Genomic DNA, 24,258 nt, shown 5'->3' on the forward strand with positions numbered 1-24,258 from the left:
TCCCGGTTACGTTCTGTTTTGCCGTTCCAGACAGTTCTCACTCCGTTACTCCCGCGCGATGAAAACCGTCTCGCCCGGAATCGTCTCGCGGGAGACCGGAATCGCGGGTTGGTCGCCGCCGAGCGTCGTGAACAGGAAGGCGGCGTCCGTGCGTCGGGCGACTTCCAGCGTCGGCCGGTGGAGTTCCGGCGGGAGGTTCAGCGCGTAGACCGCCTCGGCGTCCCGGTAGACCGCCGGGTCGGGGTCGAACACGTCGTCACGCTCGAAGCGGACGCCATCGGGCACTTCGCGGGGGTGTACGTCGGTCGCAACGACTCGTTTCCCGGCGTCTGCGAGTCCGGCCGCCACGTCGGTCCGGTTTCCGACGCCCACCTCCACGAGGCGTTCGAACTCCGAGAGACGACCGATGAGCGCCCGATTGGTCCGGTGTCGCATGGCGGGAAGTTTATGGGCCGCTCCCGCATAGTGTTTCCCATGCTCGTTGATGTCGTCCCGGTCGGGGACGTGTCCGCGCAGGTCAAGCGGCAAGCCTCGACTGCTCTGCGTTCCGTCTACGATTGCGAAGTCACGATTCACGACTCCCAGTCGGTCCCCACCGGGGCACACGACGAGAAACGCGACCAGTACCGCGCCGAGGAGTTCATCGAACTCGCGGGCCGCATCGGTTCCGGCGAGAAGAACATCGCTATCACGCCGAAAGACCTCTTCTACCGCCGCCGAAACTACGTCTTCGGTCTGGCGTACCTCGACGGCAACGGAAGTGTCATCTCGACCTACCGACTCCAGACTTCGAGCGACGGCGGATTCTCGAACCAGAGCGCCACCGAAATCTTCTCCGACCGGGTTCGCAAGGAGGTCGTCCACGAAATAGGTCACACGCTCGGTCTCGAACACTGCGACAACAAGCGGTGCGTGATGAACTTCTCGCCGACCGTCCGCGAAGTGGACGTGAAAGAAGAGAACCTCTGTGGCACCTGTCAGAGACAAGTTTTGTAGTCTTAGACGTGGGTAGTCATTTCTCTTAGCAGTATATCTCTATCTCAAACGTTTAGAAAACAGTCTCCAGCGCCGAGCGTGCGAGCGTCGTTCCGAGCAGTGGCCCCAGAGCCACCGGTGAGCGCTCGGCCGAACGACCGCCGTGGGTGGAAAAAGCCCGCCCGCTCGCGGAACCGCGAGCGGGCGGCCCTTTCGAGACCGAACCCGTGGCACCGACGACCAGATGCTCTTGCTGTACCACGGCCCCGCAAGCGAGCCGAAAAATTTCGTCCCCTGCCCTACCCCCGAATTCCGCGCCACCGGACGCCCTCAATCGCCGCGCCGAGAAGCGAGACGACCGCCAACACGAGGGGGACGACCTGTCCGCCCATCCCGGTCGGGAGGACGTACTTCGAGATGGCGACGGCGTAGCCGAGGTAGCGTTCCACGACGGACTCCCGGCCGCCGTCGGCGAGGTCCGCGTCGGTGGCCGTCGGTCGGTCGCTACTCCCCTCGCCGGGGAGTCGGTCGGCCTCGTAGGGGAGTCCGCCGGTCTCGACGGCCCACACGATGTCGCCGTTCTCGTCCACTTCGACCACCCGGTCGTTGTAGGAGTCGGTGACGAGCGTGTGGCCGTTCGAGAAGCGGTCGGCGTCCCGCGGCCAGTTCAGGGTGGCGCTCCCGCCGAACTCCCAGACGATTTCGCCCGACCGGTTCAGTTCGACCACTCGGTCGTGTTCGCTGTCGGCGACCAGCAAGTGACCGTCGGCGAGTCGGTCGGGGTTGTGCTGTTCGTAGAGTACGTCGCCCTTCCCGGCGAACTGGTTCGGGCCGACGACCGGTTTCACCGTCACGTCGCGTTCGTCCGGACTCGACCCGTTCTCGACGTGGAGTTCGATGACGGTATCGAAGTTCCGGAGGCTGACCTGAAAGACGCCCGGACGGAGGCGGTCAACGTCGTTCATGTGGGTCCAGTCGCTCTCCGGACCCATCCTGTCGGGCATCTCGTAGGTGTCGGTGGCGTTCCACTCCCAGAGGATTTCGTGTTGGCGGTTCACCGCGAACACGCGGTCGTTGCCCATGTCCACCAAGACCCACCGGTCCGTGCCGTTCGCCACGGTGTAGTGGTCGGCGTCGTGGAGTTCGTGTTCGTGGAGTTCCGCGTCGTACCACGAGTAGTTCCAGACGACTTCGTTGTTCGACTGCTCTACGACCCGGAGACTGTTCAGGACGCAGTTCTCGAACCCGTCGTTGCGGTAGCGCGCCGGACACTCGGCGTCCGGTCGCTCGTCGGCGGTCGAGACCTGCACTCGGTCGGGACCGAGCGCTTCCACGTCGAACACGTCGTCGGGGTCGTCGTACTCCCAGACGACTGCCCCCTCGGGCGAGAGTTCGACCGCTCTCCCCTCGTTTTTGTACCCCTGCAACGCGACGAGAGTGTTGTTCTCGGGCGATTCGTCGGCGACGGTTACGCGCGGTTGGTCCGGGGCCGCGAGAACGCCGACGGTCGCAACTGCGAGACTGACGACCGCGAAGCACGCGAACAGTTTAGCGCGGCGCTCGTGCCCGGTTCCGAGCCAGTCTGGGAGGCGTGTCACTGATTGGGCCTATGAGTTCGCTGACGAAAATCATTCGGTTCCGAGACGGAGACGACGGCTGTCACACTTTCCGGCCCGACGGTCCTCGCCAGCGGCGGCCGTTCCGCCATCGTTCCGAACAACTCTCGTCGCGGGGGACATCACGTGACGAAACAGGTAGAGTATGTAATATTTTATGGTTCCAGTAGATTTAAATATGCTAACGAGAGCATAGTCGGATAATTAGGGCCTGATAAACGTTGGATGCCATTTGTAATAAAATCAATATTTTTCGGGCGGGCACGACCGGGGGTCTGCTCACGCCCGGAGCTAGTCGGGTCGGCGAGCAACCACCAGCAGGTGTCGAGATAGAGAACCGAACATGACCGACCAGATGCAAGCGAACCGCACCGCGAACCCGTCTACGACCGACACGGAACGCGACGCGCCGGGCACGGCCACGGCCGACGAACTTCTCGTGTCTTCGGAGAACGGACCGCGGCCGACTCTCAGCGTCGTCATGCCCACGCTGAACGAGGAGGCCGGGGTCCGAAAGTGTATCGAGCAGGTGAAGTCCGCGCTAGTCGAACTCGACGTTACGGGCGAGATAATAGTCAGCGACAGTTCGTCCGACCGAACGCCCGAAATCGCGGCCGAACTCGGCGCGCGAGTCGTCACGCCCGACGGGATGGGTTACGGCTACGCGTACAAGTACGCCTTCGAGCGCGCACGAGGCGATTACGTCGTCATCGGCGACGCCGACACGACTTACGACTTCGAGGAACTCCCGAAACTGCTGGAACTCGTCCGGGAGGGAGACGCCGACATGGTTCTGGGAAGTCGTCTCGACGGCAAAATCAAGTCCGGCGCGATGCCCCCGCTCCACCAGTACGTCGGGAACCCGCTTCTCACCAAGTTCTTGAACGTCTTCTACGACGCGGGCGTCAGCGACGCTCACAGCGGTTTCCGCGTCATCGACCGCGAGGTACTGGACCGACTTGACCTCCGGAGCGACGGGATGGAGTTCGCCAGCGAGATGATTATGGAGGCCAGCGCCAAGGGCTTGCGAATCGAGGAGGTTCCGATAACCTACCACGAACGCGAGGGCGAGGCTACCCTCGACAGTTTCCGCGACGGGTGGCGACACGTCAAGTTCATGCTCATCAACGCGCCGAGCTATCTCTTCTCGGTGCCGGGTCTCGCGTTCTTCCTGTTCGGCGTCCTCACGATGGCGCTCACGCTGGCCGACGCCCGACTCGGGAACGCCACGCTGGGCATCAACTCCATGATTGCCGGGAGCCTGCTGACCATCATCGGCTTCCAGATTGCGACGCTCGCGGTGTTCAGTTCCATCGCGGCCGACCCCATCAAGCGCCCCCGCGACTTCATCACCAACTGGATTCGTGCCAAGTTCAAACTCGAACACGGGGCCAGCATGGGTCTCCTGCTGTACAGCATCGGCACCGTGTACGTGACCCTCGTCGTCGCGCAGTGGGCCACGAGTGGCTACGACACGGTTCCGTTCGCGGTCCGGAGCATGGTCGCGTTCACGGCCATCGTCCTCGGCACCCAGACCATCTTCAGTTCGTTCTTCTTCAGCATGCTCGCCCAAGCGCAGGACTGACGGTCCTCGCCGGGCGCGCTTCGTTCTCACACGACCGGGAGTAGCGGACCGTACAGCGGCACGATTGCGAACAGAAAGACGTTCGAGGTCCCGTGGATGGCCGTCGTGACGAGCAGACTCTCCGTCGCCTCGTAGACGAGGCTGAACACCAGACCGAGACCCGCCGCGAACGCGATGGTCGAGGGAGAGGCGTACGCCGAGTGCATCGCGCCGAACAACAGGTTCGTCACCGCCAGTCCCGGCCACGTACCGATTCGGTGGACCAGCGTCGGTTGGACGAGACCCCTGAAGACGAGTTCCTCCACCAGCGCGACGAACCCGACCATGACGACGGCCACCGCGACTGCGTTCGTCGGCGTCAGCGTAGCGACCAGCGGGGTGGGTTCCAGTAGCGCGTACTCGACGTGGCCGAGGACTCCGCCGAGGAAGACGCTCGGGAGGAGAAACGCGGCCGCGACCCGGACGTTCCACCCGAGCGTCGGCGTGTCCTCGGCGGTAGCGAGGACGTAGATACCGGGGTACAGCGACCCGTACACCAGCGGAAGCCAGTAGAGCGTGTCGGCGACGAATACCGGCATGCCGAGGTTCACGAGTCTGAACAGGGGGACGAGGACGAACGACCGAATCGCGGGGTCGTCGTCGTCCACGAGCAACGGCGCGAACAGGCAGGCGAAAAGCGCGAGGAAGTGGCCCCACAGCGCGTAGGTGATTCGGTCGGTGTACAGTAGCCACTCGCCCGCTCCGGCGGCGACGACCGCGAACGCGAGAGGGGACGACAGTAGATTTATTACCGACTGTTTCGACAACTTGGTACGAACGTCCCGGAGTATGTCGTCCCTTCGCATTATCGACCGACGCAGAGGATGTCCGAAGACCGGTCGCATAGTAGTTTCTGTCTGGATTGAGACGTTCGGTCGAACTGGAGGGTGACGACGTGGAAGGCCGCGGGTATCGCTTCGTCACGTGGTTACTCGCGCTGGCTCTCGTCGCGTCCGTTCTCGGCGCGATGGCCGTCGCCGTCTCGCCGCCGACCCCGACCGAACCGTACACCGAGTTCTACGTCCTCGACGACGACGGTGACGCCGAGGGCTATCCCACGAACCTGACCGTCGGCCAGTCCGGAACGGTCATCGTGGGCATCTCCAACCACGAACACCGCGACCGGACCTACACCGTCGCGCTGGCTCTGGAAAACCGGACGCTGACTTCGCGGACCGTCCCGGTCGAATCCGAGCGAACCAAGGAACTGTCGGTCTCGTTCTCGCCGACCGACCCCGGTCGGAAGACGCTGTACTTCCGCCTCTACCGCGGCGACAACGCGTCGGGGCCTCCCTACCGACGGCTTCGACTCCTGTTGAACGTCACCGAAACGTCGCGGTAGACCCCTTCGGTCTCGGCCGCGGCCGTCTCCCACGAGAACTCGCGGGCGCGTTCGGTCGCGGCGCGTCCGAGTTCCCGGCGCGCGTCGTCGTCGTCCAGCAGTCGGCGAATCTCGGCGAGGTGTTCGTCCACGTCGCGGGGGTCGGCGAGAACCGCGGCGTCGCCCGCGACTTCCGGGACCGCGTAGGCGTCGGACGTGACGACTCCGCACTCCGCGGCCATCGCTTCGAGGACCGGCAGGCCGAACCCCTCGTGGAACGTCGGGAAGTAGAACACCGCGGCGCGGTGGTACAACTCGACCAGTTCGGTCTCGGGGACGTACCCCCGGACCTCGACGTTCGCCTCGCGGAGTCGGTCGGGCACCTTCTCCTCCCACCCGCCGCCCGCGAGGACGAAGCGAGCGTCGAGTCGGTCGGCAACTTCGAGGACCGCTTCCGGGTTCTTGCGCTTGGAGGCGAGACTCGCGTGGAACACGAACGGCTCGGCGTCGCCCGGTCCGCTGGCGGGCGATTCGGCGGACGCCGAATCGCCGCCGCGGGACTCCGCTCTCGCCGAATCGCCGTCCGGCGATTCGGCGAAATACTCGTCGGTGACGCCGTGGCGGATTACGTCGGTGTGAGGGACGGGGAGCGCACGCTCGACGCTCTCGGAGATGGCGACCACGCGGTCGGCACGCTCGAACAACCACCGCTGAGTCCGGCGGTTGAGACCGTAGAGTCGCGGCCGGGCGGTCAGTTCCGGCCGGTCGATGAAGTAGAGGTCGTCGGTCGAGACCACGACCGGCGTGTCCGACCGGAGGATGCGCAGGAGGGTGGCGAGTTCCCCGCCGAGCAGGGCGTCGCGCGTGAAGAAGTTGACCTCGAAGAGGTGAACCACGTCGGCCTCGCGCCAGTCGTCTACCGCCACCACGTCGCGGTCTTCGAGCGCCCGCTTCAGGTTGCCCATGTAGATGTGTTCGGACGCCTGTGCGTCGGTCAGCGTGAAGAACCGGACGGCGAGGGTTTCGTCGGTCACGCGTACCCCAAGTGTTCGAGTCGGTCGGCTATCTCGTCGGTGACCTCTCGGCCCGCCTCGCCCGCGTAGTCGCCGCGCGCCGCGCGCAGACGCTCGGCGCGCTCGCGGAGGTCGGTTTTCCGGTCGGGCAACTCGGCGTCGGTCTCCGGGTCGAACGCGCGTTCCCCGTCCTTGTCCACCCGGAAGGCGGCGTCGTCGGTCCGGAGCAGGTAGTGGGGTTCGTCCCACGAGGCGGGAATCTTGGCGGCGACTCCGGTCGCGTCGGGCGAGTAGTGACCGCATCCGGAACTCTCGGCGTACGCCGCGCGGTCGGTCAGGTCGTCCTCGAAGAGGTTGCGCCCGCGAACGTCGTCTGGCACGTCCACGCCCGCGGTTTCGAGCAGGGTCCGATGCACGTCGAGCAGACTGGTGACGGCGCTCGTCGTCCCCTCTGGCACGGCGTCGCCGATTGCGATTGCGGGCACTCTGACCAACTCCTCGTAGACGCCGTACTCGTGGCCCCGAAGTCCGTGTTCGCCGAAGAGTTCGCCGTGGTCCGAGACGACGAACAGCAGGTCCCAGTCCACCGCGTCGAGCAGTCGGGGGAGTTCGTCGTCGAGGTACCGTGCCGCGCCGCGGTAACACTCCCACTGGCGGGCGTGTTCCTCGTCGCTGACGGGTTCCTCGCGGAGCGCCAACTCGTGGGGCCGGACATGGAGCGGTTCGCAGTCGGCGTACCCCTCCGGCGGGTCGTAGGGGTAGTGACACGCCATCAGGTTGGCGAACAGGAACTGGTCGTCGGCGTCCTCGACCGCATCCATCGCGTCGAAGGCCCAACTCACGTCGTTGGTGGCCCGATTCACCGGCGGCGACCGGAACATCTCGACGCCGGTCCGGAGCGTCGGCAGGGTGGGCGCGTCGCTCCGCAGAATCTCCCACACCGCCCGCGCCGGTCGGAACCGACTCCCGTCGAGTCGCGAAAAGAGCCCCTCCCAGTCGAACTCGCTCCGGTCGTCCTCCGGTCGGTCCCGGAGCGCGGGACCGCGGTGGAGCGTCTCGAACCCCCGGTCGAAGTCGAAAAACGAGTCGATGTGGACGTTGTTGCTCAGCGCCGCGGTGTCGTACCCCGCCGAGGAGAGTCGTTCGGCCAGCGTCCGGCGCGGCGTGGTGAGGTGGCGACTCCGCGCGCCCACCCCGACCTCCGAGGGGTACAGGCCGGTGAACAGCGAGGCGTGGGCGGGCACCGTCCACCGCGACGTGGAGTACGTCCGCTCGAAGGTGTGGTCGGCCAGCGACGACAGGTCGCCCATCACGTCGTCGTACACGTCGTGCCGGAGGGTGTCCAACACGACCAGACCCAAGTTCATCGTGTCCGAGGTGTGGCGGTCCGCTTATAGATTTTTAGATTTTGAGGGGTCGGGAGGTGGACGGTTTCGTCGTGAGTTGGTGTGGCGACTGCGGGTGAGTCGATGCGGCGACTGCGCACTTGGGACGTGACGCTGGCGGTCCGTTTTAGGATTGAGGCGACGGGACCCCACAGCAACCGCGAACCGTTAGAACGCGACCGAGTGGCTAGCTTCAGGCTTGAACCGATGAAGACCGCACCGCAACCGCGACAGCAGACACCGGAGTAACGCCAGAGACTAGCTTCAGGCTTGAACCGATGAAGACCGCACCGCACAGCACCGCGCCTCGTCCTCCCCAACCTCCTGCGCTTCTCGGTCGCTCCGCTCCCTGCGATGCTCGTCCCTCGCGCGACGATGGCGCGACACGCTTCGCGGTCGCGCCAGCGCGCGCCGGGTCTTTTGGACAACTTTAGCTATCTTTAAACATTGTATATAATCTCCAAACAACGATTTTCCTATTTCTAAAACAGAAATAAAATTCTGCCTTCGCGCACGTCGAACGGCCACGCGTCCGTCCCCGCCGCGAACCGAATCGGCAAACTACATAACAGTGGCCGGACCTGTCCCGGACGTGTTCGGACGAACGACTCGTCGCCTCGCCCGCCAGCCATGAGCGACGGCGGAGGGAACGACGCCGGAGGGAACGACGGCGACGGCGTGGCCGACTCGCTGGCCACCGTCGTCTCCGGCGGCGTGCTGGTCTCGGCGAGCAAGTTCGTGGCGCTCGGGTTCGGCTTTCTCACCCAAGTCGCCATGGCTCGCCTGCTCACGGAGGCGGCCTACGGCGACGTGGTTCTGGCGCTGACCGTCGTGAACGTCGCCACCCTCGTCGCCAAGTTGGGGATGGACGACGGCGTGATGCGCGAGATTCCCCACCACGAGGACACCCCGGCGAAGGCCCGCGGCGTGGTCCGGGCCTCCGTCGGCGTCGGCACCGTCTCGGGTCTGCTCGCGGGCGCGGCGGTGTTCGCGCTCGCGCCGACGATTGCGACCCGCGCGTTCCACGACCCGTCGCTGGCGGTTCTGCTCCGCATCGCGGCGGTCGGCGTCCCCTTCTCGGTCCTCGGGAGCATCGCGGTGTCGCTGGCCCGCGGCGCGCGCGACGCCCGCGCTCACGCCTACGTGAACCAGTTGCTCCGTCCGGCGGCCCGGTTCGGACTAATCGCGGCGCTGGTCGTCGCCGGGGCGGGCGCGGCCGGTGCGGTGGCCGGACAGACCGCCGCCATCGCGCTGGCGGGGGTCGCCGCGCTCTGGTTCGCCCGGCGCACGCTCCCCGACTTCGATGTCGCGCCGACCCCGATGTACCGGTCGGTGCTGGCGTTCTCGCTCCCGCTGGCGCTGTTCCAGAGCATGGGCTTTCTGGTCGCCAACGTGGACATCTACATGCTGGGCTACTTCGGGTCGAAGGCCGGTATCGGCGCGTACAACATCGCGTTCCAGTTGGCGAACCTCTTCAGTGCTGTCCTCGTCACCGTGGGCTTTCTGCTCCCGCCGGTCCTGACTCGACTCCAAGAGCAGGGCGAACGCGCCGAGATGCGCCGGACCTATCAGGCGATGACCAAGTGGATGGTGGTCGCGGGGGTCCCCCTGTTCGTCGTCCTGTTCGCGTTCCCCGAGTCGGTCATCGGTCTCGCGTTCGGTGATTCTTACCGCGACGGAGCGACCGCGCTCCGGATACTCGTGGTCGGCAACTTCCTCGCGGTCCTGTTCGGTCTCAACGCCCGGTCGCTGGTGGGTCTCGGCGCGAACCGGGTGGTCAACTACGTCCTCGTCGCCCAGACCGGGGTGAACGTCGCGCTCAACTACCTGCTCGTCCCGACCTACGGCATCGCGGGCGCGGCGATGGCTTCGACCGTCGCGGTCTTCGTCAGCGACGTTCTCGGCAGTGGGTTCCTCTACTCGCGGTTCGGTCTCCACCCGTTCACACGCGCGGTGTTCCGCCCCGCGACGTGGACGCTCGCGGTCGGATTCGGCGCGGCGGCCGCGACTGCCTCCACGGGACTCTCGGTCCCGGTCGGCGCAGTCGCCGCGGCGGTCACGTACCCGATTGCCGTCTTCGGCGCACTCGAACGACAGGACGCGCTCCTCGTCGCGGAACTCGAAGACAGGACCGGTCTCGACCTCGGCCCGGTGGTCCGACTGGTCCGGGCGGCCGACGACGACGTTTCGACCGTGATACAAAGATTGAAATAACGGAGTACGGAGATGATACCATGAACCAGTCGCCTCGCGTCGGATGGGTGTACCCCGCGTTCGGACACCCGGCCCACGACGAGGACGACGCCGCCTACGGCCACCCCGCTCACCGGGGGTTTCAGGACGCCATCGGTGCCGACCCGCTTCTGTTCTCCCCGGTCTCGGTCGGCCCGCTCTCGGGCACGCTAGTCGAGGACGCGGTGGCCGCGGTCCGGTCGTCGTTCCCCGAACGGGACGTGTACGTCTTGGAGAACGCCGACGCGGTGTACGCCGCGCCGGTCATCAAGTCGGCCCATCCCGACGCGGTGGTCGTGCTGTTGGCCGCCCACAACGTCTTCGGTCTCGAAAGCTACGACTTCGCCGCCGACCCACTGCCGAAGGCCCTCGCGCGCCGGGCCGACCGCTACCTCGACGCGACGGTGGTCCGGGCGCTCGTCCGGCGGTACGTGGACGGCTCGCTGGCGGTCTCGTCGTTCGTCGCCGACCACGTTCGGTCGTTCGCGCCCGAGACGCCGGTCCGCCCCGTCCACCCCTACGTCCAACCCGACGTTGCCGACCGACTCGACGAGGCGACCCCCGACCTCGGCGCGAACCGGGCGATTACGGTGTGCGAGGCCCGCGACCACAAGGGCGTGGACCTGCTGGTCGAGGCGTGGCCCGCGGTCCGCGGGCGGGTCCCCGACGCCACGCTTCACGTCGTCGGGACCGGCCACCCCGACGAGTACGAATCGACGCCCGGCGTGACGGTCCACGGCTACGTCGAGGACCTAACCGCGGAACTCGCGGCGTCGTCGCTGTACGTCCACCCGGCCCGCGTCGATGCCTTCGGCGTCAGCGTCACCGAAGCGATGCGGGCGGGCGTGGTTCCGCTCGTGACCGAGACCACGGGTTCGTTCCCGGTCGTCGGCGACATCGCCGACGACCTCGTGGTCGAACCGAACCCGGCGGCGCTGGCGGCCGGGATTTCGGGCTACTTCGAGCGAGAGGTGGTCGCGCGCGAGCGCCTGTCGGCGCGAGCGCGCGACCTCGCCGCACCCTTCGACGCCGAGACCCAACAGGACGAGTTCGTGGCGGCGTTCGAGGAACTGCTGGCCGCGATAGACGGTGCGAGCGACCGAAACGGAGCGCGAGACGGAGGTGGGTCGGCGTGAACCTCGACCCGACCGCGCACCTCTCGAACGTGCGCGAACACGTCGAACGCGCCGGAGTCGCGGGCTTCCGGGAGTTCTTCGCCAAACTCTACCTCCGGAAGTTCGGTTCCCACCCCGGCCGGTCGGTCTACGACGACGACTGGGACGTGTTGGTGGTGTTGGACGCCTGCCGGACCGACCTCATGCGGGAGGTCGCCGACGACTACCCCTTCCTCGGGGAAGTCGGGACCTTCGACTCGCCCGGAAGCCACAGCCAAGAGTGGATGGCGGCCAACTTCGGCGACGACCGCCGCGAGGAGATCAGAGACACCGCATACGTCACCGCCAACCCCTTCTCGGAGAAGATGCTCGACGCCGATTCGTTCGCGGTCTTGGACGAGGTGTGGCGCTACGCGTGGGACGACGAACTCGGGACGGTGCCGCCCCGCCCCGTCACCGACCGGGCAATCTCGGTCGCCCGCGAGCGGAGTCCCGACCGCCTCGTCGTCCACTACATGCAACCGCACGTTCCGTTCGTCGCCGAGGGACAGTCGGGCGACCTCACGCCCTCGACGTTCGGCGGCGGCGAGCGCTTCGACTCGACGTGGACCGACCTCCAGACCGGCGAACTCGACCGCGGGGAGGTGTGGGAGAGCTATCGCGCCAACCTCGAACTCGCGCTGGACGACGTGGCGCTTCTGGCGGAGAACGTCGATGCGGACCGACTGGTTGTGACCGCCGACCACGGCAACGCCCTCGGCGAGTGGGGCGTCTACGAACACCCCCAAGGCGTGCCCCTGTCGTGTCTGCGCCGGGTGCCGTGGTGCGTCACCGACGCCGAGGACCGCGGGGAGTACGACCCCGACAGCTATCGGCAACGCGGCCGAGACGACCCGAACGGAGACCCCGACGAGGACCGGAACGACCTCACCGACCGACTCGCGGCACTCGGCTACGCGGAGGGAGACTGAATGTCGGGACCCAACGTCGCGGTGGTCGTCCTCGACACGCTCCGGGCCGACGCCTTCGAAGACGAGTTCGACTGGCTGTCGGGCGTGCGGTTCGCCGACGCCTACTCGACCTCCCACTGGACGGTGCCCGCCCACGCCTCGCTGTTCACCGGCCGGTACGCCAGCGAAGTCGGCGTCCACGCCAAGTCGCCCGCGCTCGACTGCGAGGACCGGACGCTCGCCGAGGCGTTCCGGTCGGCGGGCTACACCACCCGCCTCTGGACCGCCAACCCGCAACTGTTCGAGTGGGACGAGTGGGACCGGGGCTTCGACCAGTACGTCGGTCCCTACGAACTCCCGCCGACCGCCGACGGTGCCTTCGACTGGCAGTCGTACGTCCAGTCGAGCGACCGTGACGGCGTGGGCTTTTACCTCGACGGACTCCGGCGGTGTCTCCGGTCGGAACACCCGACGCTCCGGTCGCTCCGACACGGCTACCGGGAGTTCCGACGGTCGGTCGCCGACGGCGGGACGCGGGCGCTCCACGACCGACTCCGGGCGACCGACTTCGGCGACCGGGAGTTGCTCGTCGTCAACCTGATGGAGGCTCACTCGCCGTGGGAACCCCCGGAACCGTACCGCACCGTAGCGGAGACGATGGACGTGACCATCGGCGAGGCGTTCGCTGGCGAGGTGTCGGACCCCGACCGAATCCGGCGGGCCTACCGCGACTCGGTTCGGTACCTCGCGGACGCCTACGCCGACCTGTTCGCGGACCTCCGCGAGCGGTTCGACTACGTGGTGACGCTCTCGGACCACGGCGAACTCCTCGGGGAGAGGGGTCTCTGGAACCACGGCTACGGTCTCGCGCCGGAACTCACCCGCGTTCCGCTCGTGGTCTCGGGCGAGGGCCTGCCCGACGAGACCCGCGACGACCCGGCGAGTCTGTTGGACGTGCATCGGACCGTCGCGGCCCTCGCTGGCGTCGAAGTCGAGTCGCGGGGCCGGGACCTTCTGAGCGACGACGCGGCGCGCGACCGCCTCGTGGAGTTTCACGGCTTCCTGCCGTGGCACCGCGACCAGTTCCGGCGCGAGGGCGTCGAAGATGTCTTCGACGCCCGCGACTCGCCGCTCGACGGAATCGTCACCGCAGGAGGCGGGTACGCCCACGAGACGCACGACGCGGCGGACGAGACGCGCGCAACGGGACCCAACGACGGGGCGGTCCGGGTCGCCCGCGGCGACCCGGACCGCCCGACGGCCCGACTCGCGTCCCTCCGCGAGTCGGTGGCCCGCCGGGAGGTGTCGGACGCGCCGACCGAAGTTTCGGACGACGTGCGCGACCGACTCGAAGAACTCGGCTACGCCTGAGCGTCTTCTGGCCGTTTTCACACGCCTTTCAGCAAGCTATAGCATTCTCTAAGAAATAGAAACACGTCCTAGAGACGGGGCTGGATGGTCGGCTCGCGGCGTTCGTCGCGTCGGCGACGCGACGAACGCCTCGGCGAAATCGGTGGCGGAGTCCTCGCGTGGGAGTCGGCGGTCGGAGTCCTCGCGTGGGAGTCGGCGGTCCGAGTCGGCGGAAGTGGTCGCGTCGGCCGTCGCTGTCGTGGTCTCGGTCGAGTTAATCGCCGTCGAGACGTTACCGTCCGTCCCGGACCCGTTCGCGTCGCCAGCGGTGACACCAGTCGCGTTGCCCGCGCCGGGTCCATCCGTGGCGTTGCCCGCGCCGACCTCGCCGGTCCGGTTTCCGTCGGTTCGGTTGTCGCTCCCGGCCGCGCCGTACCCGCCGGGACCACCGGCCGGGCCGTCGCCGCCGATTTCGTCGCTCGCGGGGCCGCCGAGTCCGGGGTCGCGGATGCGCTCGGACGCCTCGCCGATGTCGTCGAACGGGCCGTCGTCGCCGTCGAACTCCGACCCGGCCGCGAGGCGCTTGTACTCCGTGACGTTGGTGACGTTCGTCGGGACGGGCCGTTCGAAATCGAACGCCCGCTTGGTGGCCCGACCGGTCGAGCGGTAGATGGCCGTCTCGCCCGTCGTGTACACCCTGTGGGACCGGTTCGTCACCGGTTCGATGTACGCCATGTCCTTCCAGTAGTACTTCGACTCGATGAGCATGACGCCCGTGTCGGTGTTGTGGTCGAGGACCAACAACAGCGACTTGGTGTCGGTCCCGTTGGTCGCCGCCCACATCGAGCGATACGTCACCTTCTTGGGGTAGTAACTCAACCGCCCCGCTATGCTCCCCCGGTAGAAGTCCACCTGCGCCCACGCCATGAAGTCGCCGTAGGCGTGACTGCTCCGGTTGCGGTGGGAGAACAACCAGACGTGCGACTCGATGTCGCAGTTGACGCACCCTCTGGCCTTGAGTTGGACCTGCACCTGCTCGCTCTTCTCCAAGGTGTCTTGGGTGACGATGTTGCTCGGCGCGTAGTCGTGAGTGAAAAACACCGTGACGAACCCGGCGTTGAGGAGCAAGAAGACGCACAGCACCACCGACACCGCGGTCAACTCCGTCCGGAGTCCGCCGAACGCTCGTTCGAAGTCCACGCCGAGGAGGTCCCCGATTGCGCCCCGACCGTCTCGGGCGACGACTCGCCGGAGGACCCGGCGAGTCGTCAGCACCGCCTCCACGATACTGCCGAGACCGTACACCACGAAGACGGCGGTGAACGTGAACACTATCATCATGATACGGGCGACGTTGAACCCGACCACGAAGAAGGAGGCCCCGAGCATCGACATGAACCCGACCGCGAGCGCCAGAAACTCGTCGTCTACGTCCACGGTGTCTTTCCGGAACACCCGCGCGACCATCGTGGCGGCGAGTCCGATGCCCATCAGCGCGCCGATGAGGATGTAGAACTGCCGGGAGATGGCGACCGAAGTCGAACCGTACTCCTTGCTGACCGCGGACCCGGCGGTGCCCGACGCACTGGCCTCGAAGAACCGGTTCACGACGCTGAGAACTTTCCGGGGCAGGATGGCGAACTTGTCGCCGCCGGAGGTGTAGAAGTACCACTCCACGACGAACGCGACGTAGAACGTGACGAACCACGGCGAGAGCAACCGCGGCGTGAGTTCTCTGACGGTGGCCCTGACGTTCACGCTCCTGAGACGCTTCAGGGCCGTCCCCCGCGACAGCGGGATGCGGGCCTTGTCGATGACGCCCAACAGCAGGTAGGTGACGAACGCCGTCCCGAACGCGACCATGGCGACGTAGGCGGTCCCGTAGTGGGACACCGCCAACCCCATCCCGAACAAGACGCCGAGAATCCGCTTGCGGAGCAGGTCGATGTGGCTGTCGCTCAGGACCAACCCCTCCAGCGCGAGGAAGAACACTGGGGTCGCGACCCGCCCCGCCGAGGGGTAGAGGACGTAGAAGGGGAACGAGAACATGAACAAGCACGCCGACGAGAACGCCGCCCGGTCGCCGACCTGTTCGCGGTAACCCTCGAACAGGATGACCGGCAGGAACGACACCAGAAGCGGATTCACCGTAGAGGAGGTGATTCCGAGGCGCAGCCCCGTCAGAATCGTGTAGGCCGGGAACAGCACGCCGTTGGGTAGCACCGACTCCTCGCTGGCCGACCAGACGCCGGTTTCGAGCGTCTGGGCCGCCCCGGACGGGCCGCCGATGCTCGACCCGAACAGACTGTTGTGGTACAGAAGCGCCACCGCAGTCACCCACACCGCCAGCGAGAGCCACCGCGAGGGGATTCTGTCGGTCGCGTTCAACAACGGAAGCACCGACAGCAGGACCAGCATCGCGAGCAGTACCGAGTTGTTCCCCGTCGCGTTCTGGAACGTGATGCCGAAGATACTCAGAAACGGGACGAGCGCCAGCGCCAGCGGCGCGGGCGAGAACGCACCGTGAATCGGTATCCGTAGCTGTCGGTCCTCGTCGCGGGCCAGTATCGCCGCCGAGAGACCGAAGACGACGACGGTCAGCGTCCCGACGACCGTCCACTCCCTGTACGGCGCGTCGATTCCGACAGCGGGGTACGCGAGGCTGATGACCGCCCCGACAGCGAGTAACAGCACCGCACTTAGTCCGACCGAGTAGACGACTAACCGAGTGAACGTCCCCCGGTCGCGGTCCAACAGGACCGCAACCAGTAGGCCGGGGACGAACATCGCGTACACCGTGCCGAGAATCGGTCGAACCAGCGGTATCGGCGGGTCGGCACCCACCAGCGCGACGAGCAGAATCTGGACGGCGACGGCCACCGCGACGACCGCACGCCGCCCGACCGACAGGCCGCGCTGGGGGTCGTAGGACACCCGCGGCAACTCGATTGTCGCGTCCGGTCCGCCGAACGTGCGTTCCGAGAGCGCCGACAGCGACTCGTCTCGCCGTGCGCTCTCGGTGTCGGACGCTCGGTCGTCGGTTCCGGTTTCGGTCTCTACTGGCGCGTCCGTCGCCTCGACTCCGGGCATCGCCGCGGCCAACCGCCGGTAGGCCGCGGCGGACTCGCTGGCGGGATTGGCGGCCACGGCCGGAAGGGTCCCGTCCCCACCCCCGGTCTCCCCGTCGGCGTCCGACTCCCCGCCGACCGACTCCGGGTCGTCGGGACCTCCTGCGCTCGGGACCGTGACGACCGTCTCGCAGTCGCGTTCGAGTTGCTCGACCGTTCGCCCGGCGTCGAACGGCGTGGTCTCGGTCTTGGTGACGACGCCCCCGACGACCCGCCCGTCGAGTTGCTCGACGAACTCGCCGGTCCGTCGGGTGGACGCCACCGCCGTCGGGTCGGGGGTCGTCACCAGCACCGCGGCGTCGGCGGTTCGGAGGGCGGGTGCCGCGGTCCGGAGGTTCGAACTCGTGTCCAGCACCACGGCGTCGAACGCCGACCGGAGACCGTCGATGGCGTCCGCGAGCAACGACGGGTCGGTCTCGGCGAACCGGTCGAGTCGCGGGTCGCCCGTCACCGCCGCGACGCTCTCGGTCTCGACCACGGCGTCCTCGACGGCCGCGTCTCCGGCGAGAACGTCGTGGAGCGTCGTCTCGGGCGTGACGCCGAGAAACGACCCGAGGTCGGGCATGTCGAGGTCGCAGTCCACTACGACCGCCTCCGTGCCGCGTTCGACCAGCGCCGCCGCGAGTTCCACCGCCGCCGTCGTCTTCCCGACGCCACCTTTGCCACTGGCGACGGCGACGACGTTCCCGGAGGCGGATGGCTTGTCGGTCATGGCTATCGACTACTCGGTGCCCGCGGCGGTCCGGAAATCGACGCTTCGTCGGCGGAGTCGGCCCGACCGCAATCTACGTACTGTTCCTTACAACTCAAGGTATATATTTTCAAGCCGACCCGCGCGCGCAGTCCACTCGGTCCCCTCGGCGGCCTCGGCCGCGCGAGCGGCCATCTCCTCGCGCCGGTCGTCGTCGCGCAGGACCGCCGCCACTCGGTCGGCGAACGACTCGCCGGATTCGACGAGTTCGGCCCCGCCCGCCGCCGCGAACTGCTCGGCGGGGTCGGGACCCGCGGTCACGACCATCGGCACGCCGAGCGAGGCGTAGTAAAAGAGCTTGACGGGCGACGACGCGGCCTGAAGCGCCGACGGCTCTTGGGGGTTCACGACGACGGACGCGCTGGCCACGAGGTCGAACGCCTCCGCGTCGGGAAGCCGTCCCGTGGTCCGAAGCGCGTCCAACTCGTCGGCCGCGGCGTCGAGTTCCTCCCGAAGCGCGCCGTCGCCGACCACGACGAGTTCGTCCACCTCGTCCAAGCGGGCGGTCTCGCGGAGCGCGTCCACGTCCACCTTCGGGTGGAGCGTCCCGAGGAAGACGACCCGGCCGGGGACCGTCTCGGTGCCCGCGAACCGGTCGCGTCGCTCCTCGAAGAAGCCGTTTGGCAGGACCGACACCGACGAGTCGGGCACGCCCCACTGCTCGGTGACGAACTCGGCCATGTACTCCGAGACCACCACGACGTGGCGGGCCTTCCGGACCCCGCGGCGTTCGAGCCACGAGACGCCGCGTTCGAGCAGCGGCGCGAGCGCCGAGTCGGTGTGGTCGAACCGGGCGAACGCGAGGTCGTGCATGTCCAGCACGTACCCCTCACACCCGACCAGCGTGGCGAACCCCGCGAGCGAGGAGTGGGCGAACTGGACGATAGCGTCGCGCTCGGCCGCGACCCGTTTCGCGCGCCACGCCACCGCGAGCGCCCGACCCACGCCGGTCCCGCGGCCGAACCCGTCGGTTGCGACCGCCTCGATTCGGACCGAATCGAGACGGTCGGGGAACTCGCCTTCGCCCTCGGGGACGACCAGCGTCACGTCGTGGCCACGCTCGCTCAGGCCCGACGCCAGCGCAGTGATGCGGTCGGTCCCGCCGCTGGGTTCGGTCACGTCGCCGCCGTGGGCGACGCAGATTCTCACAGTCTCCCTCCCGCGATGTCGGCCGCGGCGTCGGCGACTCGCTGGCGTTCGCGCCCGTCTCCGAGTCGGCGAGCGACCAGTCGCTCGCCGACCTCCCGCAGGTCGGGCGAGTCGGTCTCGCCGTCCTCGTCGCCGACGTAGAGTTCGTCGCCGTCGGCCGAGTCGCCCCGGCCGTGCCGGAGGTAGGTCCAGTCCTTCCCTCGGACCGCGGTCCGGTCGCCCTGTTCGGTCTCCGAGAAGACCCAGTTCTCGCCGAGTTCCGAGAGGTCGGCGTCGGTCGCCACGCCCTCCACGAGGTCGGGGAGCGCCGACAGCGACACCGGGCGCGAGACCGTCTCGCGCCCGGTGTCGCGTTCGCTCCCGGCTTCGCTCTCGTCTCGCCCGCCAGCGACCACCAGCGGGACGTGGACGTTCTCGGCGTAGAGGTGTGGTTCGTGGCCGTAGGTGCCGTGTTCGCCGAACGCCTCGCCGTGGTCGCCCGTCACCACGAGGGTCGCGTCCAAGTCCTCGCGGAGTCGGGCGAGGCAGGCGTCTGCGTACCGAACCGAGTCGTCGTAGGCGGTCACGAGGCGGTCGTGGACCGCCGGGTCGAAGGGGGTGTCGTGGCTCTCGCGCCAGAACCGGTAGTTGGCGTGGAACGACTTCCACCGGGACTGACTCCGGTAGCCCTCGCCCGCCATGTAGGGGTTGTGAGCGTCCATCAGGAACACCCAGAGGAAGTACGGTTCGTCGGCGGACTCGGCCCACGACACCGCCTCGTCGTAGTAGGTCTCCCACGGCTTGAACACCTCCTCGCCCTGCCAGAAGTTGAGCAGGACCCGTGCGAGCGACGACGCGCCGCTCCCCTTGACGAACCCCTCGAAGATGCGCTCGTAGAGACCGCCGGTCGCCCGCGAGTCGCCCATGAAGTCCTCGAAGTGTTCGAATCCCGCGTCGAAACCGAAGTGCCGCGAGGTGAAGGGATTGGGCGTGAACGCCGCGGTCCGGTAGCCCAACGCCGACATGCGCTCGGCCAGCGTCTCGCGGGCCTCCATGTGCGCCCGGATGCGCTCGCGCCGCGCGGCGAGTCCCGATTCCGATTCGCCGTCGGCCTCGCCACCGCCTCCGCGCTCGACCGGCCAGTCGCCGGTGAACATCACGGGCATCGACTCGGGGGTGGCCGGGCCGGGCGCGACGGCGTTCTCGAACGACAGGCCCTCGTCGACCAGCGAGTCGAGCGTCGGCGTGGTGTCGCGGTCGTAGCCCGCGAACCCGCAGTGGTCGGCCCGGAGGCTGTCGATGGTGACGAGGACGATACTCTCCCGGTCGGTCATAGCTTCCCTCCCGCGGCCACGTCGTCGGCCGCCGACCGGAGCGCTCGCTTCTCTCGCTCGCTCGACACGTGGTGGGCCACCGCCGCCTCGAACGCGTCGGCGGCGTCGGGAGCGCGCTCGGCGAGGTCGGTCTGCTCGTCGGGGTCCGAATCGAGGTCGTACAGTTCCCGGCGGCCGGGTTCGGCGACGAACTTCGACCCGCGGGTCCGAATCGCGGTCCGGCGCTCGCCCTCGGCGAACACCTTCGAGGCGACCCACGGGCGCTTGGCGTCGGCGTCGTCCGCGAGGAGGCTGTCGGCCTCGAAACTGTGGGAGACTCCCGCGAGGTCCGCGATGGTCGGCGCGAGCGACCGGAGTTCGACCGGGCGCTCGACCCGACCCTCCGTGTCGGCGTTGCCGACGACGAGGGGGACGTGGGTCAGGTCCTCGGTCAGGTACGGCTGGTGGCCGTAGCGCTCGTGGGACCCGAACTCCTCGCCGTGGTCGGCGTGGACCACGATGGCGGGGTCGTCGTCGGCGAAGTCCTCTCGGAGTCGGGCCAGAAACTCGTCGCCGTACCGGATGGAGTCGTCGTAGAGGTTCAGGAGTCTCCGATGTTCGCGCGCCGAGAAGTCGGGGGTCCACCCGCTGTTGAGCATCTCCCAGTAGTGGTGGAACGACCGGTAGGCGTCCCACCGGGAACTCCACCGGCGGTACTCCTTGGGCGGGAGCCACGGGTGGTGAGGTTCGAGCAGGAGGACCCACAGGAAGTACGGCTCTTCGGCCTGCTCGCGCCACTGCCGGATGCGGTCGTAGTAGTCCTCCCACGGCCGCAGAACTTCTTCGCGCTGGACCACGTTCCGGAACAGTCGGAGGTAGGTCGCGGCCGCCCCGCCCTCGATGGACCGCTGGAAGACGCGGTTCCACGCGCGTTCGAGGATACCCTTGTCCTCCGCGAGGAAGTCCTCGAACCAGTCGAATCCCGAGTCGAACCCGAAGTAACTCGACGCCGGCGGGTTCGGCGAGAGCGCGCCCGTGGCGTAGCCCTCGTCGGACAGCACTTCCGCAATCGTGGGCCGGGACGTGACCTGCTCGCGCTGTTCGGTGTTGAAGCCGATTTCCGGACTCGCCAGCGAGTGTTCGCCGGTCATCACGCTCGTCATCGAGGCGATGGTCGGGACGCCCGACGCGGTGGCGTTCTCGAACACCAGTCCGTCGTCGGCGAGGGCGTCCAACGCTGGCGTGGTGTCGCGGTCGTAGCCCATGAATCCGCAGTGGTCGGCGCGCAAACTGTCGTACGTGACGAGTATGATGTTCTGACTCACTCTGTTACCTCCTGATAAATCGAACGCACGTCCTCGGTGACCCCCTCCCACGACACGTCCCGAGCGCGCTCACGTGCGCGCTCGGCCATCCGGTCGCGCTCGGCCGGGTCGTCCAACAGCTCCGACACCGCCGACGCGAACGCGTCGGCGTCACCCGGTTCGACCACCCGACCGCACCGCTCGTCGTCCAGCAACCACGGGACTCGGCCGACTCGGGTGCCGACGACCGGCGTCCCCGCCGCCATCGCCTCGGCGACGGTCATTCCGAACCCCTCTTCGAGCGAGGGCGCGACGAACACGTCGGCAAGCGCGTACAGCGCCGGGAGTTCCTCGCTCGGCACGAACCCGGTCAACTCGACGTGTTCTTCGAGACCCGCCTCCCGAATCAGCGACCGAACCCGGTCGGTGTACGCCGGGTCGAGGTCGTTCTCGCCCGCGACGACGAGGCGGGGGTCGTGGCCCGACGCCGCGACCTGCTCGACCGCGCGAACGAGGTCCACGACCCCCTTCCGGGGCATCACGGTGCCGACGAACAGCAGGGTCGGTCGGTCGCCGAGGTCGTACTTCGCTTCGACTTCGGTGACCACCTCGTGGTCGGGGTCGCCGAACCGGTTCAGGTCCACCCCGTTGGGGACGACCGAGAGTTTCGAGTCGGGCACGCCGCGGTCGGCGAACACCTCGCGTATCTCGGGGTTGAGGACCGCGGTCTTCTCTGCCCGGTTTGCGAGGTACACGTCGGGCGAGAGGCGCTTGACGATTTCGGGCACGGCGAGTCCGCCGTCCGCGGACTCGCCGTCTCCCCCGTCGGCGTCTCCGCGCCCGCCGTCGCCGCCCTTCTGGTCGTCGCTGAGCGCGTCCAACCGGAGTTCGCCGAGGTGGGCGGTGTACACCATCCGGTCGCGCAACCACGGGGCGACGGTGGCGAGGACGCTCGCCGCGAACGGGAGGTGGACGTGGAGCAGGTCGAAGTCCAGACTCCGGAGGTGCCGGAGGGCTTCGAGCGCGAAGTTGGTCCGGTCGCCCACGAGTCGCGCGAGTCCGACCGGCGACGTGACCATCTCGTAGGGCACCCGCGTCCACGGTTCGTCGGCCCCGGTAGCGAGGTCGAACCGGTGGAACGCGACCCCCTCGCGCTCCTCGGCCGCCGGGAGACCGGCCCACCGGCGTTCGAGGACCGTGACCTCGTGGCCCGCGGCGGCGGTCTCTCGCGCGAGGTGCCACACCACGTTCGGGACCGACCCCCGACCGTCGTAGACCTTCTCGTGGCCGTCGTAGAGGTGGACGACCCGCATCAGGCCACCTCCCGGTAGAGCGTCTCTGCGCGGTCGGCGAGGCGGTCCCAGTCGTACTCGCTGGCGGCGGCCACGCAGTCTTCGGGCGCACACGCTCGGGCCGCCAGAATCCCGTCGGCGACCGCTTCCGGCGTGGGGTCGCAGACCGCGCCGGTCTCGCCGTCGGCCACGAGTTCGGTCGCGGCGTTGCGCGGGTGGTCGATGGTCACGACCGGCGTCCCGCAGGCCATCGCCTCCAGTGCTGTGATGCCGAACCCCTCGCGCTCGGAGGGGAGCGCGAGGGCGTCGGCGGCCTTCATGAGGCCCAGCACGTCCTCGTACTCCTCGTAGAAGTCCCTGACCGTCACGGTGGCGTCGAGTCCCTCGTCGGCGACGAGGGACTCGATTCGGTCGCGCTCGGGTCCCTCGCCGACGACGGTACACTGCACGTCGGGGTTTCGCTCGCGGACCCGCGACATCGCCCGGACCAGCAGGTCGGCGTTCTTCTCGGGGATGAGTCGCCCGGCGAACAGCACGTCCACGTCGGCGTCGGCCTCGGGCGCGTCCTCGACTTCCGCCACCGAGATGCCGTTCGGCAGGTAGCGGGGGTCGGACGCGCCCAGACTCGCCACGTCCCGGCGGGTCCGGTCCGACACCGCGAGGTGGCAGTCCGGCACCGCGGCGGTCGCTCGCTCGACGAGTTTGCCACAGACGCCCTTCGCGCCGAGGTACTCGTACCAGTAGTCGCCCCACACCTCGTGCCACGTCAGGACGAGGGTCGCGCCGTGGCGAGCCGCGGACAACTTGCTCGTGAACGCCGGGAAGTACGGGAACTCCTGACAGTCGATTACGTCGAACGACTCCGAGAGGAGCGGTCGGGCGACCCGCGCGGCGAACGACAGCGCCTCGGGAATCGAGCGCCGCCCGTCCACGTAGAGGGTCTCGGGTTCGCCGACGCCGTGGAGCGTGACGCCCTCGCGTTCGATAACCGCCGGGCCGTCCCAGTAGTGGAGTCCGTACCAGTGAACGTCGTGGTCGTCAGCGAGTCTGCGCGCGAGTTCCCAGACGCGCTTCTGGACGCCGCCGGTCTCCCACGGGTACACCGCGTCGTAGACGTACGCGATTCTCATCTGTCGCCCCCGTCGCCTCGACTATCTAGATCATTCTTTCGGCCATCTTTATCGTTTCTTTGCAATTCTACTCCGTTCTCTCGGCTCCCGGAATCGTTCTCCCGTGACGCGGACTCCGTTCCGAGGTACACCGCGGCGAACGTCAGCGCCGAGGCGATGCCGAACCCGTTGAGGAACCCGTAGGCGTTGAACCCGGCCCGCGGCGCGGTGGTCCGAAGCGCGACCATCGGCCCGCGGACGGCGATGCCGAACGGGTCCGCGCCGAACACCACCCGCGCGGGGTAGGTGAGACCGACGCCCGACTCGACCAACGGGAACAACACCGGAACCGGCCCGCCGTCTATCACGTCGAGAACGAGGTGACTCCACGCGAACGCGACCGCGAGTCTGCTCGCGCCGAGTTCGCCGGTGAGCGACTTGTCGGTCCCGACCAGCGCCAGCGACACCGGCAGGAGCGCCACCGCCGAGTGGAGCAGTCCCGGCACGCCGAGGAACTTGTCGAAGTCCGACAGCAGGCCGAACCCGGCCAGCGCGAACCACCACGGCGACTCGAAGTACTCCCGGCGAACCGCGTACGCCACAGTCAGCGGAAGGAACAGGTGGGTGAGTACGTCCATCAGTCGCCTCCACG

General features: G+C 67.8%; 19 protein-coding genes. 7 read left to right on the top strand and 12 right to left on the bottom strand.

The window, feature by feature from the left end; genetic code table 11:
* Positions 1 to 45 precede the first annotated feature (45 nt).
* The gene (locus P2T60_RS00815) at positions 46 to 435 is read right to left on the bottom strand and encodes a UPF0146 family protein (protein WP_276280657.1); all 390 of its coding nucleotides are present in this window, start codon (positions 433 to 435) and stop codon (positions 46 to 48) included.
* 39 nt (positions 436 to 474) lie between these two features.
* On the opposite strand from P2T60_RS00815, the gene P2T60_RS00820 reads away from it, so the two are divergent.
* Positions 475 to 996: an archaemetzincin family Zn-dependent metalloprotease gene (locus P2T60_RS00820; protein ID WP_276280658.1), complete on the top strand. Its 522-nt coding sequence runs from the start codon at positions 475 to 477 to the stop codon at positions 994 to 996.
* A gap of 278 nt (positions 997 to 1,274) precedes the next feature.
* Here the strand turns inward: P2T60_RS00820 and P2T60_RS00825 are convergent, their stop codons facing one another.
* Positions 1,275 to 2,573 (bottom strand): hypothetical protein, encoded by a 1,299-nt coding sequence (locus P2T60_RS00825; protein ID WP_276280659.1) that lies wholly within the window; start codon positions 2,571 to 2,573, stop codon positions 1,275 to 1,277.
* A 361-nt stretch (positions 2,574 to 2,934) separates the two neighbouring features.
* Here P2T60_RS00825 and P2T60_RS00830 point away from each other — a divergent pair, with 361 nt between their 5' ends.
* A complete protein-coding gene (locus P2T60_RS00830; protein ID WP_276280660.1) occupies positions 2,935 to 4,176 on the top strand; it encodes a glycosyltransferase family 2 protein in 1,242 nt (413 codons plus the stop codon).
* A gap of 26 nt (positions 4,177 to 4,202) precedes the next feature.
* Here P2T60_RS00830 and P2T60_RS00835 read toward each other — a convergent pair whose 3' ends face one another.
* Positions 4,203 to 5,021: a CPBP family intramembrane glutamic endopeptidase gene (locus tag P2T60_RS00835; RefSeq protein WP_276280661.1), complete on the bottom strand. Its 819-nt coding sequence runs from the start codon at positions 5,019 to 5,021 to the stop codon at positions 4,203 to 4,205.
* An 89-nt stretch (positions 5,022 to 5,110) separates the two neighbouring features.
* Between P2T60_RS00835 and P2T60_RS00840 the strand changes: the two genes are divergently transcribed.
* Positions 5,111 to 5,557 (top strand): DUF1616 domain-containing protein, encoded by a 447-nt coding sequence (locus P2T60_RS00840; RefSeq protein WP_276280662.1) that lies wholly within the window; start codon positions 5,111 to 5,113, stop codon positions 5,555 to 5,557.
* Here the strand turns inward: P2T60_RS00840 and P2T60_RS00845 are convergent.
* The gene (locus P2T60_RS00845) at positions 5,509 to 6,570 is read right to left on the bottom strand and encodes a glycosyltransferase family 4 protein (RefSeq protein WP_276280663.1); all 1,062 of its coding nucleotides are present in this window, start codon (positions 6,568 to 6,570) and stop codon (positions 5,509 to 5,511) included. The two genes, P2T60_RS00840 and P2T60_RS00845, sit on opposite strands and share 49 nt — an antisense overlap.
* A complete protein-coding gene (locus P2T60_RS00850) occupies positions 6,567 to 7,916 on the bottom strand; it encodes a sulfatase (protein WP_276280664.1) in 1,350 nt (449 codons plus the stop codon). Before P2T60_RS00850 ends, P2T60_RS00845 begins: the two co-directional genes overlap by 4 nt.
* 648 nt (positions 7,917 to 8,564) lie before the next feature.
* Here P2T60_RS00850 and P2T60_RS00855 point away from each other — a divergent pair.
* The 4 genes from P2T60_RS00855 to P2T60_RS00870 are packed head-to-tail and all read left to right on the top strand — an operon-like array spanning position 8,565 to position 13,602.
* On the top strand, positions 8,565 to 10,148 hold the full coding sequence (locus P2T60_RS00855) for a flippase (RefSeq protein ID WP_276280665.1): 1,584 nt from the start codon (positions 8,565 to 8,567) through the stop codon (positions 10,146 to 10,148).
* Between the two features lie 20 nt (positions 10,149 to 10,168).
* Entirely contained in the window at positions 10,169 to 11,302 is a 1,134-nt protein-coding gene (locus P2T60_RS00860; protein WP_276280666.1) for a glycosyltransferase family 4 protein, read from the top strand.
* Complete coding sequence (locus P2T60_RS00865) at positions 11,299 to 12,252, top strand: alkaline phosphatase family protein (protein WP_276280667.1); 954 nt, start codon at positions 11,299 to 11,301, stop codon at positions 12,250 to 12,252. The genes P2T60_RS00860 and P2T60_RS00865 overlap by 4 nt, the downstream gene beginning before the upstream one ends.
* Positions 12,253 to 13,602, top strand: a complete 1,350-nt coding sequence (locus tag P2T60_RS00870) for a sulfatase-like hydrolase/transferase (RefSeq protein WP_276280668.1) — start codon at positions 12,253 to 12,255, stop codon at positions 13,600 to 13,602.
* A 48-nt stretch (positions 13,603 to 13,650) separates the two neighbouring features.
* Here the strand turns inward: P2T60_RS00870 and P2T60_RS00875 are convergent, their stop codons facing one another.
* The 7 genes from P2T60_RS00875 to P2T60_RS00905 all read right to left on the bottom strand — a co-directional run bounded on the left by P2T60_RS00875 (position 13,651) and on the right by P2T60_RS00905 (position 24,244).
* Entirely contained in the window at positions 13,651 to 17,421 is a 3,771-nt protein-coding gene (locus P2T60_RS00875; protein WP_276280669.1) for a DUF2206 domain-containing protein, read from the bottom strand.
* A gap of 87 nt (positions 17,422 to 17,508) precedes the next feature.
* Positions 17,509 to 18,609: a glycosyltransferase gene (locus P2T60_RS00880; RefSeq protein ID WP_276280670.1), complete on the bottom strand. Its 1,101-nt coding sequence runs from the start codon at positions 18,607 to 18,609 to the stop codon at positions 17,509 to 17,511.
* Positions 18,606 to 19,922 carry a sulfatase gene (locus P2T60_RS00885; protein WP_276280671.1) on the bottom strand — a complete coding sequence of 439 codons (1,317 nt, stop codon included), beginning with the start codon at positions 19,920 to 19,922 and terminating at the stop codon, positions 18,606 to 18,608. Before P2T60_RS00885 ends, P2T60_RS00880 begins: the two co-directional genes overlap by 4 nt.
* Positions 19,919 to 21,226 (bottom strand): sulfatase, encoded by a 1,308-nt coding sequence (locus tag P2T60_RS00890; RefSeq protein WP_276280672.1) that lies wholly within the window; start codon positions 21,224 to 21,226, stop codon positions 19,919 to 19,921. The genes P2T60_RS00885 and P2T60_RS00890 overlap by 4 nt, the downstream gene beginning before the upstream one ends.
* On the bottom strand, positions 21,223 to 22,518 hold the full coding sequence (locus P2T60_RS00895) for a glycosyltransferase family 4 protein (RefSeq protein WP_276280673.1): 1,296 nt from the start codon (positions 22,516 to 22,518) through the stop codon (positions 21,223 to 21,225). The genes P2T60_RS00890 and P2T60_RS00895 overlap by 4 nt, the downstream gene beginning before the upstream one ends.
* Entirely contained in the window at positions 22,518 to 23,627 is a 1,110-nt protein-coding gene (locus tag P2T60_RS00900) for a glycosyltransferase family 4 protein (protein ID WP_276280674.1), read from the bottom strand. Before P2T60_RS00900 ends, P2T60_RS00895 begins: the two co-directional genes overlap by 1 nt.
* The gene (locus tag P2T60_RS00905) at positions 23,624 to 24,244 is read right to left on the bottom strand and encodes a metal-dependent hydrolase (protein WP_276280675.1); all 621 of its coding nucleotides are present in this window, start codon (positions 24,242 to 24,244) and stop codon (positions 23,624 to 23,626) included. The genes P2T60_RS00900 and P2T60_RS00905 overlap by 4 nt, the downstream gene beginning before the upstream one ends.
* Positions 24,245 to 24,258: the final 14 nt, after the last annotated feature.

Origin of the sequence: Halorussus caseinilyticus, assembly GCF_029338395.1 — an archaeon.
GTDB lineage: Archaea > Halobacteriota > Halobacteria > Halobacteriales > Haladaptataceae > Halorussus > Halorussus caseinilyticus.